The sequence below is a fragment of the Marinicella meishanensis genome (assembly GCF_019931145.1).
In the GTDB taxonomy this organism is placed as follows: Bacteria; Pseudomonadota; Gammaproteobacteria; order Xanthomonadales; family Marinicellaceae; genus Marinicella; species Marinicella meishanensis.
Genome location: NZ_JAIOUV010000004.1, coordinates 205,010 through 221,134 on the forward strand (window position 1 = coordinate 205,010; position 16,125 = coordinate 221,134).

Genomic DNA, 16,125 nt, shown 5'->3' on the forward strand with positions numbered 1-16,125 from the left:
GTTTCTCCGGCTCACAGGTCGTTGCGTAAAATGGTGTCCAAGCCAAAACACTTGCGGCGGCTTTGGTTGTGACTCAAGGGTTCGCCACCGCGCATGCGCGCGGTGTCATAGAACCACACCGTGCCGGCCCCGGCTTGCGAAGAACATTCCAAGAAACCATCCGAACATGAATTCAACCAGGCTTGGGTGATCTCCAAACCCAGGTTCAAATGGTAGCCACCACAGTAAGAATCGCCATCAAAAATGGAGGTTTCCACGTCGGTACCGACCACATTCCAAAAGCCTTTGGGCAAGCTGGGGCGGCCCGCTGTGCCCAACAGCCAATTGTTGTTGTAGTAGTCCATCCAGGACGTTTGTTGCATGCGCACCGCATCACTTTGGTAGCCCAGCAGCCAACCCAAAGCAGCTTCAAACACATTGCCCTGCATCACCGCATTGGCCAGTGGCGTGCCTTTGGAAGACGGCGCCAAAGCGTTGACCCAGCGGATGCGGTTGATGATGTTGGGATAGCGGCTGTCATAGGTCGGGTTGGACATGATCCAGCGCATCACATTGCCGCCATTGGAGTGCGTGATCACCACCAAATCGGTGATGTTTTTGCTGTTGATGAAACTGCTCAATTGCCCAGCGAGACAGCCAGCGGCGGCGCTGTCCCACATGTATTTTTCAAAGTTGCAATTGATCACCGTGTAGTTGCTCTGGTTGGGCAACCCTTGGCGGATGGAATTGATGTTGTCCCATTGCCAGTAGTCACTGGCGGCGTTGGTTTGTGATCCGGTGCCGTGGACAAAGGCCACACCGGTGTTGGACAGTGCGGCGCTTGATCCCAGGATCAGACACGCCAGCACCAAGTACTTGCTGTTCATTACTCACCTCTTCTTGTGTTGATTAATAATTCAGAAGTGCACCAATCTAAGTCGTTGATTTACATCTTCTTCTTTTTATTGTAAACCGATTTTTCAATAATTTTCAAACGTTTGTTTGAAGTTTTCCCAAAATTCGACCCCAAGCCCCCTCAAAACCGACTTTCAACGGATCTGCAAGCGGCAAAACCACGACGCTTTCACAGTAATTTCAAGCATCTTGGTATCAAATGTTTGGCGCACCGATAAATCCAGAAAAATATCATTCACTTGCGGGGTATTTGTTGTAAACTACATCGTTGAATGATATTTCTTACTTTAGTCTTGGAGTAACTATGAACAAAATAACAAAAATCGCAACACTGTTGATTTTCGCCCTGGCCCTGACGGCTTGTAAAAAAGATGAGGTCAAGCCAAGTAATCCTGACGATGGCAGCAGCACCGACAATACCCCTGTGGTTGACACCAACCCAGTGCGCACCGACGGCTTGATCTGCTGTAATCCTGCGGACTTGACCGATCCCAACAGCTTGTTGTCCAAGCGTGTGGTTTACTTCGATTACGACATGGCCACCATCCGTTCAGAATTCCGCGAAATGCTGGCCCTGCACGGTCAATACCTGTCTGAGAATCCTTCGGCCCGCATGACTTTGGAAGGCCATGCCGATGAGCGCGGTTCGCGTGAGTACAACCTGGCTTTGGGTGAAAAACGTGGCAACGCCGTGGCCAACTTGCTGCGCGCTGGTGGCGCCAGTGCCGATCAAATCACCGTGGTCAGTTACGGTGAAGAGCGTCCAGAAGCGATGTGCAGCGACGAGTCGTGCTGGTCACAAAACCGCCGCGCCGTGATCGTTTACACCGCCGAATAAACTTTAACCCTTGCGGTTGGTCTAAAACCCGGCTTAGGTCGGGTTTTTTACATCTGAAACAAACCAAACGAGGTTGCATATGAAACACATCACCATCATTTGTTTGCTGCTGGTCAGTCACCTGGCCACAGCCCAGAAAATGTCGATCCAGGATCGCTTGAAACGACTGGAACAACAGGCCGGCGTGCAAAACAACAACAACACGGCGGACCTGGTGATCCAACTGCAGGAGCTGCAAACCCTGGTGGCCCAATTGCAAGGCAAAATCGAAGAACAAAACTTCCAAATCAACGAGCTCAAAGAACGCCAAAAAGTGCTGTATGTGGACATGGATTCACGCCTGGCTCAACTGGAAGCCAACAACTTGTCACAAGCCGGTGAAGTGAAAAACGAATTGGTGGTCGACAGCGCCATCCAAGACGGCAACAACCCAGCGGCCACCACCCAATCGGTGCAATTGGGCAAACCGGTGGTCCGCGAATCGGTGGACGCCCAATTGTCCACCAACACCATGAACCAAGGCAGCCTCAGCGCCACCACCGTGGCCAGCGATCCGGCCGTTGAGCAAATGTACCAAGCGGCTTTTGCCCAATTGAAAGCCGGTCGTTTCAATGAATCGGCGCGCTTGTTCGAGGACTTCATCCAACAGCACCCCAACCACGAGCTGACCGACAACTCCTATTACTGGCTGGGTGAGTCGTATTACGTGACCCGCAATTACCCCTTGGCCTTGTCGGCCTTTCAGTCACTGGAACAGAACTTCCCTTTGAGCAGCAAACTGTCTGACGCCTTGTTGAAAATTGGCTACACCTACCATGAACTGGAAGATTACCAGCAGGCCCAACAAGCCTTGAACAAGGTGGTCGATTCATTCCCCAACCAATCGGTGGGGCGCCTGGCACAAAACCGCCTCAACCTGCTGCGAAGAGAAGGCAAAATCAATTGAACGGGTCGCGTGACAAGCAACTCAAAATTTTTGAAATCTTTCACTCCTTGCAGGGTGAAAGCAACCTGTCTGGCCTGCCCACGGTATTTGTGCGGCTGACCGGCTGCCCCTTGCGCTGCACCTGGTGTGACACCGAATACGCTTTTCACGGCGGCAGCTGGGTGCACTTTGATGCCATCATCGCCGAAGTGAAACAACACAATACCCCTTATGTCTGTGTCACCGGCGGTGAGCCATTGGCACAGAAACGGGTGTTGGGTTTGCTCGATGCCTTGGTCGATGAAGGCTTCACTGTCAGTTTGGAAACCGCCGGTTCCATTTCGGTGGCCGAGGTGAATCCCGCGGTGATCAAGGTGGTTGACATGAAAGCCCCCGGTTCCGGAGAGGTGGGCAAAAACCACTATGAAAACTTATCCCTGCTCAGCGCCCAAGATCAGGTGAAATTCGTTATCGCCGATGCCGCCGATTACCAATGGAGCAAAGACCTGATCGTCGAACACCAGTTGACCGAGCGCTGTCAAGTTTTGTTGTCACCGGTGGCTGATGTGTTGAACCCCACCACCTTGGCCGAATGGATCTTGCAAGATCAATTGCTGGTGCGCTTTCAGATTCAATTACACAAACACCTGTGGGGCGATCAGCCCGGCACTTAAGGAATGCGAGCATGAACAAGAAATGTGTGGTGTTGTTGTCAGGCGGCTTGGATTCTTCCACCTGTCTGGCGGTGGCCAAAGACCAAGGCTACGATTGTTACACCTTGTCGATTGATTATGGCCAACGCCATGTGGCCGAATTGAACGCCTCGGCCCGCATTGCCGCGATGCTGACCGACCACCCGCACCAAGTGGTGCAGATCAACCTCGACGCCATCGGTGGTTCAGCCCTGACCGACGAGGCCATCGAGGTGCCCGATTATGGCTGCAGCGATGAGGCCATACCGGTCACCTATGTGCCAGCCCGCAACACCATATTTTTGTCCACCGCTTTGGCTTATGCCGAAGTGGTGGGCGCCGAGGCCATTTTCATCGGGGTCACTGCAGTGGATTATTCGGGTTATCCGGATTGCCGCGCCGAATACATCGAAGCCTTCACCACCATGGCCAACCTGGCCACCAAAGCCGGGGTCGAAGGCCAGCGCTTAGAAATCATCACCCCGCTGATTGATGCCGACAAGGCACAAATCATTCAAATGGGGCACGCCCTGGGTTTTGACTACAGCCAAACCGTCAGTTGTTACAATGCCAATGAGGCCGGTGAGGCCTGTGGCACTTGTGATTCTTGCCATTACCGCCGCCAGGGTTTTACCCAGGCCGGCATTGCCGATCCCACCCGCTATGTTGACCACTGACACCGCAACCATCACCCAACTGATCAGTTACCCGATCAAGTCATGTGCCGGTTTGTCGCACCAAACCATCACCGCCAATGCCTTGGGGCTGCCCCATGACCGCCAATGGATGGTGGTGGATGCCAACGGCCGCTTCCTGAGCCAACGCCAACACCCGACCATGGCCTTGATTCAGCCACGAATGACAGCCGGGACTTTGCGCTTGTCGGCACCGGGCATGGCCGAGATTGAAATCCCCCAAACCAGTGAACCCACCACCCTCGAAGTCACGGTCTGGAAAGACACCGTACAGGCCCACACCACCCTCGATGCGGTCAACCAATGGCTGTCATCTTATTTGGGTTCACCGGTGCGCTTGGTGCATTATGGCAGCGACAGTTTTCGACAGATTGATCCGGCCTTCGCCGCCCCGGGCCAAGCCGTGGCCTTCGCCGATGGGTACCCGCTGCTGGTCACCCACGAAGCCAGTTTGGCGGACTTGAATGGCCGCTTGTCTGCCGCGGTGGACATGAGTCGTTTTCGACCCAACATCGTTGTGCAGTCTGCTGCGGATGCCTGGTCCGAGCTGGGCTGGCAACGGCTGCAAAATGATCCGGCAAACAGCGAAGCCGGACACCTTGACTTGGTCAAACCTTGTGCCCGCTGTGTGATGACCGGCATCAACCAACAAACCGGCGAACAAACCGGCAGTGAGGTGTTGAAAACTTTGCGCCAACAATTCGCCCACCAGGACCAAGCGGTGTTTGGCATCAATGGCATCGCCCACAGTCCGCAGGACCAGTTGCCCTTGCAGGTGGGTCAATCACTGCAGATAGTGCACAAACAAGCCGGTTAAGCCGATTTGACTGGCGAACACCAAAGCGCCCAGTAACACCAAGCGCCCACCGGTGGCACCCAACTCCCGCACCCGCACTTTGAGGCCGATGGCCACCATGGCCAACACAAACAAGCCATCGCTGAGCCGTTCACCCCAAGCCAGGACCGGCTGTGGCAACCACGCCATGCTGGCCAACACCGCGCACAACAAAAACACCCAAATGAACCAGGGCACCAAAGCCAGCCAGGACCAAGGGCCTGGCGTGCGGGTGGCTGGATCAGATGCTGGCTCGGTTGCGGGGGTCTGGCGCCACAGCACAATCAACACCAACAACAACGGCACCAACAACAGGATGCGGCACATTTTGATCAGCACAGCGGTTTGTCCAACTGGATCACTGACGGCAAAACCTGCGGCCACCACATGGCCCATGGATTGCAAGGTGTTGCCCAACAGCAGGCCCATTTCGCCCGGTCCATCACCGACCCAAACCGGGGCCAACCAGGCCAGCACAAACACCCCCAAAAAACCCAAAAAATTGACCACCGCCACCGTCATGGCAGCGGGCCCAACCGGACCCTGCAGCACCTTTTGCACCGCCATCACGGCAGCCGAACCACAGATGCCTTGGCCACTGGCCAGCAAACAGGCCGTGCTGGCCGGTATGGCCAACAACCGGGCCAACAATGCGGTGATGGCAAAGGTCATGACCAAGGCCAACACCACAAAAACCAACACCGCACCGTTGATTTGCCACAACACCCAGGCATTCATTTGCAACCCCATCAAGGCCACGGCCACCGACAAAGCATGACACTCCAACCAATCGACGCCCGCCACACATCGTCTTGGGACCGGCCACACATTGCCCAGCACAAAGCCCATCAACAAGGCCAACAAGGTCACCCCCATGGAGAAGTGATCAGACAGCCACCAGGCAGCCAGGGCCAACAGGCCAACCCAGATCCAGCCAGGCAAAAGTGAGGTCAATCTTCGCATGGCTGCATTGTAACCCATGGCATTCAGGCCCAAAGCCCATAATATTCAATGATTTGGCCATTTTTTTGGATTCGATTAGCGCATCAAGGATGGATTCTCATGTTAAAATTTGGCCTTTCGTTTTCCGATCACCTGCTGGGGGCGTGTCTTGATTGACACAACAAACAGGTGGGAAACGTTTTTGATCAAAAGACCTAATGGAGCAATCATGTTGAATTCCTTTTACAACGAATTTCTGGGCAACAGCCCGCAGTGGTTTAAAAACGTCATCATCGCCTTTTTATTGGCTTGTTACCCACTGACCCTGTTGTTGGGAGAAACCGTCATGGGCTGGGCATTCATCTTGATGTTCATCATGACCTTGGCCTTGGCATTGAAATGCTATCCTTTGCAGTCCGGCGGCCTTTTGGCCATTGCGGTGTTGGCTTTGGGTTTAACCAGTGCCGAAACGGTGTGGTACGAAATCCAACAAAACCTCGGGGTGATCATGCTGTTGGTGTTCATGGTCAGCTTCATCTATTTCATGAAACCACTGTTGATTTTCATCTTCGGTAAAATCTTGCTCAAAGTCAGGAACAAGATTGTGCTGTCTTTGATGTTCTCCATTTCTGCTGCGGTGTTGTCAGCCTTCCTGGATGCGCTGACGGTGATGGCGGTGTTGATCACGGTATTCGTGGCCTTGTATGGGGTTTATGAAAAGGTCCATTCCAGCATCAACGTCGATTATGATGACAATGAGGAAAAGGACCGCCAACAATTGGGCGGTGACACACTGGAAGAATTCCGCGCCTTTTTGCGCTCATTGGTGATGCACGGCGCTGTGGGCACCGCTTTGGGTGGCGTTTGTACCCAAGTGGGTGAACCACAAAACCTGTTGATCAGTGAAAAAATGGGCTGGAACTTCATTCAGTTTGCCGCCGAAATGGCACACGTGACTTTCCCGGCTGTGATCGCTGGTCTGTTGACCGTGATCGTGTTGGAAGTGACCAAAAAGTTTGGCTTTGGGGGCCACCTGGATGCTGGGGTGCGCAAAATCCTGGAAAACTACCTCAACGAAGAAAATGAGAAACGCACCAAGCGCGAAACCTATGCTTTGATCATCCAGGGCATCAGTGGCTTATTGCTGATTGCCGCCTTGGCCTTACACATCATGCAACCGGGGCTGATTGGTTTGTTTTTGCTGGTGTTGACCACCGCCCTGACCGGCATCAATGAAGAGCACCGCATCGGTCACGCCTTTGAAGAATCGCTGCCCTTTGTGTCCTTGTTGTGCATCTTCTTCGTGATTGTCGGCATGATCCATGACCTGCACCTGTTCAAGCCGGTGATTGATTGGGTCTTGACTTTACCGATCGACGCCCAACCGAAAGCCTTCTTCCTGGCCAATGGCATTTTGTCCGCCATCAGTGACAACGTGTTCGTGGCCACGGTATACATCAACGAAGTGAAAGCCCAATTTGATGCCGGCAACATCAGCCGCGAACATTTTGACACCCTGGCCGTGGCCATCAACACCGGTACCAACCTGCCCAGTGTCGCCACCCCCAATGGTCAAGCGGCCTTCTTGTTCTTGCTGACCTCGGCCCTGGCCCCAGCCATCCGTTTGGGTTACATGCAAATGGTGTGGATGGCCCTGCCCTACACCGTGGTCCTGACCATAGTGGGCTACTGGTTCCAATAAACACCACCAACAACCAACAAAAAAGCCTGGACATCGTGACCAGGCTTTTTATTCTCGGCATCAGGACCGCTGTTCAAAAAGCATAGGTGTCAAACAACTGCTCGATGTTTTTGTTCCACACCCCATGGTATTTTCCGAGCTTGCGTTCGGCCGGGGTGACATCGGTGTCGGCGATGATTTGTAAGGGCTCCAGATAAATGCTCTCATCTTTACCACAGGGAGAGCGGATGGCCCGTTGTTCCAAACCCGCGCGGGCTTGGGCCAACATTTGCAAAGCCAATTCGCGCACGGTGGCGCCCCGAAATGGGGTGTCCAGGCCCAGGCGGGGAACGTGGTTGCGCAGGTGCTCATGTTCGGCAGTGGTCCAATCACTGACCCAGTCGCTGGCCAAATCCAATTGGGTTTGGTCATACAACAAGCCAATCCACAAGGCCGGTAGCGCACAGATGCGGCGCCAAGGACCGCCATCGGCACCGCGCATTTCCAGGAATTTTTTCAAGCGCACTTCCGGAAAGGCGGTGGTCAGGTGGTCTTCCCAATCCTTCATGGTGGGCAGCTCTCCCGGCAGCACCGACAGTTGGCCGCGCATGAAATCGCGGAATGACAAGCCCGCCGCATTGATGTACCGACCCTCGCGATAAACGAAGTACATCGGCACATCCAACATGTAATCGACATAGCGCTCAAAGCCCATGTTCGATTCAAACACAAATGGAATGATGCCACAGCGGTCCGCATCGGTGTCGGTCCAAATGTGCGAGCGGTAACTGACAAAGCCATTGCCTTGGCCATCGGTGAATGGGGAATTGGCAAACAAGGCCGTGGCGATGGGTTGCAAGGCCAGCGAAACGCGGAATTTTTTCACCATATCGGCCTCTGAATCAAAGTCCAAATTGGCCTGGATGGTGCAGGTTCGTTTCATCATGTCCAACCCCAATGAACCGACTTTGGGCATGTATTCACTCATGATGGCATAACGCCCTTTGGGCATGAACTCAATGTCTTCGCGGGTCGCTTGGGGGTGGAATCCCATGCCCAAAAAGGCACTGCCCATGGGTTCGGCCACCGCTTTGACTTCTTTCAAATGCTGGCCGGTTTCACTGCAAGTTTGGTGCACATCTGCCAATGGCGCCCCGGACAATTCCAGCTGGCCACCTGGCTCCAAAGTGATCGAACAACCATCCCGTTTTAAAGCCACCACATGTTCGCCTTCGTATTCGGGCTGCCAATCAAATTGTGCGGCCAGACCGTTGAGGATGTCCTTGATGCCACCGGGTTCATGGTAATGCAGGGGTTGGTGGTTGGCCCGATGAAAACCAAATTTCTCGTGTTCTGTGCCCACTTTCCAAGCCGACCTGGGTTTGCATCCAGCGGCAATGTAATCGATGAGTTGTTGTTTGTTTTCGATCGGTATTTGCTTGTTGTTGGCCATGAATACCCTGAGAATGGTGGGGGGTTTTATCTTACCAAAAAATGTTTCACCCCAGACAGTTTAAATCACGACTTGGCCTTTTCAGCAGGCGGCCCTTTGTGCTTTAATCAGGGCATGAAAAAAGGCATGTTGATTCTGTTATACGCAACCTTAATGGCCGTCGTTACCACCCTGGCACTGGCGGCAGAGACGACGGGTGGAGTTCTGCATCGCGGCAACGGCGGTGAACCGGATTCGCTCAACATCCACCTGGCCCAAGGATTGAACAGCCACAACATTTTGTTTGACCTGTATGAAGGCTTGTTGACTTTTGATGCACAGGGACAAACCGTGCCGGGCGTGGCCATCAGCCACCGGGTGAATGCCGCACACACGCAGTGGGACTTCACCCTCAGAAATGATGCCCGCTGGAGCGACGGCAGTTCGGTCACCGCCGCCGACTTTATCCGCGCCTGGCAGCGCGCCATCGACCCCAGCACGGCGGCACCGTATCGCCACCTGTTCGACAACCTGATGGACGGCGGCCAATTGCAAGTGGTCAGTGATCATCCACAGCATTTGAGCATCACCCTGCAACAAGCCGATGCCGGCTTGTTACAAAAATTGGTGCTGCCCGTGTTCTACCCACTGCCGGCCACCACAACCACCGATTTGCCCATCAGCAATGGCGCTTTTTATTTGCTGCAGCGTGACATCAATGAGCGGATCATCTTGCACAAAAACCCCCACTTCCATGCCGCCAACTCGGTCCGGCTCGATGCCGTGCATTATTGGGTCACAGAAAATCAGCACAGCGAATTGTTGCGCTTTCGGGCCGGTGAACTGGACCTCACCGAGGCCATTCCAGACAGCCAAATAGACTGGATACGCAACCACCTGCCAAACGCCTTGCACATCGCGCCTTATTACGGCACTTTCTTCTTGGGGCTGAACACCACACACCCCAAACTCAATGACCTGGCTTTGCGACAGGCCCTGCGATTATCGATTGACCGCCAAATATTGGTGGAAAAGGTGTTGAAGAGCGGACAATTACCGGCGGTCAAGATCATCCCACCTGAGCCCAACACCGCAGCGGCTGCCGCGACCCATGACCCCTTGTTTGATCTCAACCAAGCCCGTCAGTGGTTACAAGACAGCGCCTTCAATCCCGCCACTGACCGGCTGGAAATCCTATACAACAACAGCGAGAATCAACAGAAGGTGGCTTTGGCGGTGGCTGCCATGTGGCGACAAAATTTGGGCATCCGCAGCCAATTGCGCAACCAAGAATGGAAAACCTTCATCATCACCCGCAAAGGGCCCAACAAACAGGTGTTCCGCTCAGGGTGGATTGCTGATTACGACGATCCTTTGAATTTTTTGGACCTGTTCCACAGCCAATCACATTTCAACTTTTATGGTTTCAACGAGCCGGCATACGACCGGCTGATTGAGCGGTTGCGTCAACAGGCTGGTCCGTCTGCCCCTTTGCGCCAACAAGCGGAACACCTATTGGCCACACAGGTACCGGTGATTCCCCTGTATCACTACGTGTCCAGGCACCTGGTACAACCCCACATCCTGGGTTACCAAGACAACAAAATGGATCGGCACCTGAGCCGTTACTTGAGCAAAACGGATTGATACTTGGTTGGATTGAAAGCACAACCAAGCGACCCGAAGATCGCCTGGCTGCCACCTTGCCCCCTTGGTTTATTGGCCCTGATCAGAGGTGGTTTTTGGCCACTTTTTCAATGTCATCACTCAAGGCCTTCATGCGTTTAGTGGCCTTGGCAATTTTCTTTTCAGAAGAGGTGGGTTTTTTCAACTTGTAATGGGTGCCGACATCTTTCATCAAGCCCAAACGCCACAACTCGGTGTAGATGGCTTTGGGCGTTAAACTGCCATTGGCATGCTTTTGGCACAAGGCCTCAAACGACTTTTTGTCATCGTTTTTGAGGATCTTCTTGGTGTTGTTCTTTTCACAAAAGGCCAACACATCGGCATACACTTTGGCCACTTTGGATGGTTTGATGTTGATCTCATCGCTGTTGATATAAGGCGCGATGAAACGGCGGTCGATGCCGGTGCGGGCCGAAATTTCCACCACCGTGGATTTTTTCTTTTCCGTTTTGGCCAAGCGCACCATGTGCATCTTGTAATACTCCATGAACTCCTTGTAAGGAAAGTCGTTCTCTAGGGTGGCTTGGGCCATGATTTTGGCGATCGAAGACACGGATTCGCTCATGGCAGAGCGATTGCTGCTGTTTTTCATTTTACACACATTTTTTATTACACACACATACATTATATGCAACTTTCAGAACAATACGCAGCAACAAATGTAAATATTCGTGCCAAATTTAACAAAAAATCTATGAATTTATGCCATGGAGGGCACTTGCGGCGCCGGAAAACCGAAAAGTGCTAATTTTGGTACACATCGAAGCGACAAGATTTACCGCCAATTTGAAAAGTGGGCTTGTGTGCAGTCAAGGTGGGGGCTTTGGGTGGTCGCTTGATCACCACCCGACTGGCTGCTGATGCCCGCGCCGCCAGCAACAACTCCAGGGCCTCATCAGCTTGGCCCTGATGCAGGGCTTGGAACCATTGCATGGCCTTTTTGTTTTTTGCGCTTTTGCCACTGTCAGGAAACATGGGATCCAGGTAAACCACATCAAATGATTGGGAATCCAGCAATTGTCTGGCATCGGCCATGTGCAGGGCAAAGGGCACCACGCCCGTTTGCTGTTGGTGGCGTGACAACCCATCGGTCAACAGCGCTTGAATCACGGGGTGGCTTTCGGTGGCCGACACCGCAAACCCCGCCTGGTGTAACAAGAAACTGTCAGTACCCATGCCGCATGTGGCATCCAGCACCGTGTGATCGGTTTGCCCTTTGATGCGGCAGGCTTTGACCAAATACTCACCACCGACCGGTTGTCTGGTGCGATGACGCATGGCCCCGCTGAGGAAATCAACCGCCAGGGTGACTGCGGGTTGCTGCCGGTCACACAAGGACAAAACCCCGTCATGCCATGACAGGGTTAAGGTTTCTGGCAGGCTTTCACTGACTGTAGCTGGGTCCAGGCCCAAGGTTTTGAGGTGCCGTTGCAAGGCCCCATCGAACATGGGATCAGCGTTGCTTGATGCCCACGTAATCCCGGGTTTTGGCCCCACCATAAACTTGACGGGGTCGACCAATGCGGGTGTCAGGTGTTTCATGTTGCTCCAACCATTGCGAAGTCCAACCCACGGTGCGGGCAATGGCGAACATCACGGTGAACATCTGCACCGGAATGCCCAGGGCTTTGTAGATGATGCCGGAATAGAAATCCACATTCGGGTACAGCTTGCGGGCCACAAAATACTCGTCTTTGAGGGCGATTTCCTCCAAGCGCATGGCCAACTCCAACTGGGGATCGGTGATGCCCAAGTCATCCAGCACTTCATGACATGCCTGGCGGATGATGGTGGCCCGTGGATCAAAGTTCTTGTACACCCGGTGCCCGAAACCCATCAATCTGAATGGATCGTCTTTGTCTTTGGCTTTGGCCACGTATTTATCGATTTGGCTGACATCGCCAATTTCATCCAGCATCTTCAACACCGCCTCATTGGCGCCGCCATGGGCGGGGCCCCACAAGGAGGCGATGCCGGCTGAAATACACGCAAACGGGTTGGCCCCGGTCGAGCCGACCAAACGCACGGTCGAGGTGCTGGCATTCTGTTCGTGGTCGGCATGCAAGATGAACAACAAATCCAAGGCTTTGGCCGCCACCGGATTGATTTCATAGGGTTCTGCCGGTACACCGTACATCATGTGCAACAAACGCTCGGTGAAGCCCAGTTTGTTTTTCGGATACATGAACGGTTGACCGACGTAATTTTTATACACCGCCGCAGCCACGGTGGGCATTTTGGCGATCAAGCGGATGGCCGCCATTTTGCGGTCGGTCGGGTTGTTGACATTGGTGCTGTCATGATAGAAGGCCGAAAACGAACCGATCACACTCATCATCATGGCCATCGGGTGGGCGTCGTATTGAAAGCCTTTCATGAACGAACGGATCTTCTCATGCACCATGGTGTGGCGGGTGATTAAGTGATTGAATTCATCGTATTGTTGTTGGTTGGGCAGCTCACCATTCATCAACAAATAGGTCACTTCCATGAAGTTGCTGCTTTCCGCCAGTTGTTCAATGGGGTAGCCACGGTACAACAAAATGCCCTTGCCACCGTCGATGAAAGTGATGTCGCTTTTGCACGCACCGGTGGCGGCAAAACCCGAATCATAAGTGAAATAGCCGGTTTGTTTGTGCAGGGTTTTGATATCAAAGGTGGGTGGACCCATTTCCGCCCGAATCACCGGTAATTCAGCGGTTTGTCCTTCCGGGGTCATGACTTTTACGACATCTTCACTCATCTATACGCTCCAAATAGGTTTTTTATTATCGTGGGTCACCAATACCGACTCGGCACCGGTTTCAAACAAGCGTTTATTTTACACTTTGGGGTCCACTTATTAAAGGAGTTTAGGCATTCGCCCCCGGCGTTCTTGCTCGGGATCAAAGCCCACAGGCACAAAAAAGCCCGAACGGTGTCGGGCTTTTTAATCGGGTCACAGAAAATATTATTTTCTTTGGTATCTGCGCTTGAAGCGATCCACCCGTCCACCTGAATCGGCCACTTTTTGTTGGCCGGTGTAGTAAGGGTGTGATTTGGATGAAATCTCAATTTTCACCAACGGATACTCATTGCCATCTTCCCACTTGATGGTCTCTTTGCTGTGAATACAAGAGCGGGTCAAAAAGGCGAAATCGGCGCCAGCATCTTGAAATACCACTTCTCTGTATTCTGGATGAATATCTTTTCTCATAGTTGTTTCCGGTGTTCTGTATCAAACAAGACGGCGTATTTTAATGTCATGCCGGTGGAATGTAAAGCACCCTTGACACTTTTTTTCGGGCCGTTTCGACTCACAAATCCAGGTCGCCGATGTCCACATCAAAGCGGCTCATCAAACCGGCCAAGTCTTTGAGCATGATCTGGCCTCCAATTTTGATCACCACCAGTTCTGACTCATCGTCCAAGGCCATCACCGACAGCCCGCGCATCGCGTCATCGCCCATCTCGGCCATGATGTAGACCGTTGAGTCCTCTTCACGGATGGCTGCCAATTGTTGCATGCCCAATGATTTCATGGCCCCGGCGGTGTTGTTGATGAAGGATTTGATCTGCTGCATGTCGCCTTTGAATTCACCGTCATCCAGGTTGTAGACCCGGACGGATATTTCGGTCAGGTTTTTCATGATGTCTGAAACCTGTTTTTCCTCGCTGGTCATGCCGCTGAGCAGGCCCAACATGGCCGCTCCCAGGTTGATCTCAACCGAAGGTTCGACGCCCATCACGGCTTGCAATTCTGATATCACGTCCTGGGCTTTGAGCTGACAGGACAGCAACAGAAGACTTAAGTATAGGGTTATTTTTTTCATGATTGACTCCACTAAATCTGTGCCATGGATTTAGAAACGGGAACGATGATGGCCGGTTTGATGCCATGGGTGTTGGTTTCTTCCAACGCTTTGGCACTGACTTTTTGCATGTAGTGCATGGCAATTTGCATGTCCCGTTCAGCCGCCGCCAACTGTTCCAGTTGGGCCTGCTGGCGGTTGTGCCAAACCAATCCCAGTGACAACACCGCCACCATGGAAAAGGCCATCGCTGGCTTGAACCATTGTTGACCTGCACCCAAGCCAATTTTTTGGTACAAACCTTGCTTCATGCCGGGCGGACACTTGACCTGCCTGGCTTGTTCAAAATAAGTGGTCAGTTCATCTGACACCTGTTGTTCGATACTTTGCTTACGCATATGTTTTTTCCAAACTTTCTTTCAATTGTTTTCTGGCTCGGTGCAAATAGACCTTGGTTTGGGACAAACTCAAGTCCAATGCATCGGCCAACACCTGGTAACTGAGGCCGTTGATCTCGCGCATCACCAACAAAGATTGATAGGGTTCATCCAGTTGGTTGATGGCTTTGCCAATTTCACCAGACAGCTCATCATTCAAAACCGCATCGCTGGCTGAAGGGGCGACATCACTGCCGACCGCTTGTGCCATCTGATATTCATAGGCATGCTTGCGCCGCCTGAGGATATCCAGACAATGGTTTCTGGTCACTTTATACAACCAGGCTTTTTCATATTTACCACCGTCTTCTTTGCGCTGCCAGAGCTTGATGAAGGTGTCTTGCACCACGTCTTCCGCTTCCAGCTGATTGCCCAGCATCTGATACGCCAAGGCATACAGACCGTGCTGGTTTTTGCTCACTTGTAGGCGATACCAAATACTCATGCAGTTCAGATGTTCACTTTTCAATCATTGAGACGGTCTGATCTCGATTTTGTTACAAAAATCAAAAAAATAACACCCATTTATGGATTATGCTGTGAGTTGACGGTTTATTTGCTCACTCATTATATAGAAAAACATGCGTAAAATTCTGACATTCCTGACCTTGACCAGCCTGTTAACGGCTTGTGGCAGCCCACAAAACGTTCGCCAAAACCCACAACAATTGCTGGTTTCCGCTTTGGTGGCACAAAATCAACAACAAATCGAAGTCGCCCGTGAACGCCTGCAGCTGGGCCCCAAAGACAACCAAGTCATCAATTTGTATCTATTGGCCCTTGCTGACCAACCTTACCAACTGCTCAGCCACAGCCAACAATTGGTGCGCCAGTATCACCAATACAACGCGGCGCAAAAAAACATCCTCAAACCCATGCTGCTGTGGGCTTATGCCCACCCCATCTACCGCCAGGAAACCGCCAAACAAGTGCGCCTGTTGCAACGCGAGACCTTGCTGGTGGCGCCCAGTGAAATTGATTTCAAGCTTTGCGAAAGCAACAACAAAGGCTGTTCCAACACCCTGCGGCAACAAATGGCCGACATCGCGGCACCGGTGGAACTGACTGAAATCTTAACGGAAATGGCCAACAACGACCCTTGCATCAACCTGACTGATGAGAATGTGGGGGGTGATTTGGGCAACCTGTGTTTGGCCAGCCGCAAAGGCGATTTGAAAATCAACTTGTTGAGTAAACCACGCTATTTGTCGGCCCAATGGCAGGCCATGTTGAACCCAGGCGGCTGAATTAAGACCACTGAAACTGGCTGCCAGCTG

Annotated in this window: 18 protein-coding genes; 8 read left to right on the forward strand and 10 right to left on the reverse strand. The window is 52.6% G+C overall.

The features are described from left to right. Nucleotides 1-11: 11 nt before the first annotated feature. A complete protein-coding gene (locus K7G70_RS08070) occupies nt 12-866 on the reverse strand; it encodes a hypothetical protein (protein ID WP_223788111.1) in 855 nt (284 codons plus the stop codon). 332 nt (nt 867-1,198) lie between these two features. Here K7G70_RS08070 and pal point away from each other — a divergent pair, with 332 nt between their 5' ends. The 5 genes from pal to K7G70_RS08095 all read left to right on the forward strand — a co-directional run bounded on the left by pal (nt 1,199) and on the right by K7G70_RS08095 (nt 4,861). Further along, a complete protein-coding gene (gene pal / locus K7G70_RS08075) occupies nt 1,199-1,732 on the forward strand; it encodes a peptidoglycan-associated lipoprotein Pal (protein WP_223788112.1) in 534 nt (177 codons plus the stop codon). A gap of 79 nt (nt 1,733-1,811) precedes the next feature. Continuing rightward, nucleotides 1,812-2,678 (forward strand): tol-pal system protein YbgF, encoded by an 867-nt coding sequence (gene ybgF, locus K7G70_RS08080; RefSeq protein WP_223788113.1) that lies wholly within the window; start codon nt 1,812-1,814, stop codon nt 2,676-2,678. Next, entirely contained in the window at nt 2,675-3,331 is a 657-nt protein-coding gene (queE, locus tag K7G70_RS08085; protein ID WP_223788114.1) for a 7-carboxy-7-deazaguanine synthase QueE, read from the forward strand. Before ybgF ends, queE begins: the two co-directional genes overlap by 4 nt. Nucleotides 3,332-3,342: 11 nt before the next feature. Next, entirely contained in the window at nt 3,343-4,026 is a 684-nt protein-coding gene (queC, locus tag K7G70_RS08090) for a 7-cyano-7-deazaguanine synthase QueC (protein WP_223788115.1), read from the forward strand. After that, on the forward strand, nt 3,950-4,861 hold the full coding sequence (locus K7G70_RS08095) for an MOSC domain-containing protein (protein WP_223788116.1): 912 nt from the start codon (nt 3,950-3,952) through the stop codon (nt 4,859-4,861). Before queC ends, K7G70_RS08095 begins: the two co-directional genes overlap by 77 nt. Here the strand turns inward: K7G70_RS08095 and K7G70_RS08100 are convergent. Continuing rightward, nucleotides 4,829-5,842 (reverse strand): YeiH family protein, encoded by a 1,014-nt coding sequence (locus tag K7G70_RS08100; protein WP_223788117.1) that lies wholly within the window; start codon nt 5,840-5,842, stop codon nt 4,829-4,831. The two genes, K7G70_RS08095 and K7G70_RS08100, sit on opposite strands and share 33 nt — an antisense overlap. A gap of 208 nt (nt 5,843-6,050) precedes the next feature. On the opposite strand from K7G70_RS08100, the gene nhaB reads away from it, so the two are divergent. Continuing rightward, entirely contained in the window at nt 6,051-7,523 is a 1,473-nt protein-coding gene (nhaB, locus tag K7G70_RS08105; protein ID WP_223788118.1) for a sodium/proton antiporter NhaB, read from the forward strand. Nucleotides 7,524-7,596: 73 nt separating this feature from the next. Here nhaB and K7G70_RS08110 read toward each other — a convergent pair whose 3' ends face one another. Next, nucleotides 7,597-8,955 (reverse strand): glutamate--cysteine ligase, encoded by a 1,359-nt coding sequence (locus tag K7G70_RS08110; protein WP_223788119.1) that lies wholly within the window; start codon nt 8,953-8,955, stop codon nt 7,597-7,599. Between the two features lie 114 nt (nt 8,956-9,069). Here K7G70_RS08110 and K7G70_RS08115 point away from each other — a divergent pair, with 114 nt between their 5' ends. Continuing rightward, nucleotides 9,070-10,581, forward strand: a complete 1,512-nt coding sequence (locus K7G70_RS08115) for a peptide ABC transporter substrate-binding protein (protein ID WP_223788120.1) — start codon at nt 9,070-9,072, stop codon at nt 10,579-10,581. 82 nt (nt 10,582-10,663) lie between these two features. Here K7G70_RS08115 and K7G70_RS08120 read toward each other — a convergent pair whose 3' ends face one another. The 7 genes from K7G70_RS08120 to K7G70_RS08150 form a co-directional block, all read right to left on the reverse strand. Continuing rightward, complete coding sequence (locus tag K7G70_RS08120) at nt 10,664-11,185, reverse strand: hypothetical protein (protein ID WP_223788121.1); 522 nt, start codon at nt 11,183-11,185, stop codon at nt 10,664-10,666. Nucleotides 11,186-11,364: 179 nt separating this feature from the next. After that, nucleotides 11,365-12,162: a class I SAM-dependent methyltransferase gene (locus K7G70_RS08125; RefSeq protein WP_223788122.1), complete on the reverse strand. Its 798-nt coding sequence runs from the start codon at nt 12,160-12,162 to the stop codon at nt 11,365-11,367. Continuing rightward, on the reverse strand, nt 12,074-13,363 hold the full coding sequence (locus K7G70_RS08130; RefSeq protein ID WP_223788123.1) for a citrate synthase: 1,290 nt from the start codon (nt 13,361-13,363) through the stop codon (nt 12,074-12,076). The genes K7G70_RS08125 and K7G70_RS08130 overlap by 89 nt, the downstream gene beginning before the upstream one ends. A gap of 207 nt (nt 13,364-13,570) precedes the next feature. After that, nucleotides 13,571-13,816, reverse strand: coding sequence for a type B 50S ribosomal protein L31 (locus tag K7G70_RS08135; protein ID WP_223788124.1), 246 nt, complete (start codon nt 13,814-13,816; stop codon nt 13,571-13,573). Nucleotides 13,817-13,916: 100 nt separating this feature from the next. Further along, complete coding sequence (locus K7G70_RS08140; RefSeq protein ID WP_223788125.1) at nt 13,917-14,432, reverse strand: DUF4252 domain-containing protein; 516 nt, start codon at nt 14,430-14,432, stop codon at nt 13,917-13,919. A gap of 11 nt (nt 14,433-14,443) precedes the next feature. After that, nucleotides 14,444-14,809, reverse strand: a complete 366-nt coding sequence (locus tag K7G70_RS08145) for a hypothetical protein (protein ID WP_223788126.1) — start codon at nt 14,807-14,809, stop codon at nt 14,444-14,446. Further along, nucleotides 14,802-15,293, reverse strand: coding sequence for an RNA polymerase sigma factor (locus K7G70_RS08150; protein ID WP_223788127.1), 492 nt, complete (start codon nt 15,291-15,293; stop codon nt 14,802-14,804). The genes K7G70_RS08145 and K7G70_RS08150 overlap by 8 nt, the downstream gene beginning before the upstream one ends. A gap of 136 nt (nt 15,294-15,429) precedes the next feature. Here K7G70_RS08150 and K7G70_RS08155 point away from each other — a divergent pair, with 136 nt between their 5' ends. Continuing rightward, nucleotides 15,430-16,095, forward strand: a complete 666-nt coding sequence (locus K7G70_RS08155; protein ID WP_223788128.1) for a hypothetical protein — start codon at nt 15,430-15,432, stop codon at nt 16,093-16,095. Nucleotides 16,096-16,125: the final 30 nt, after the last annotated feature.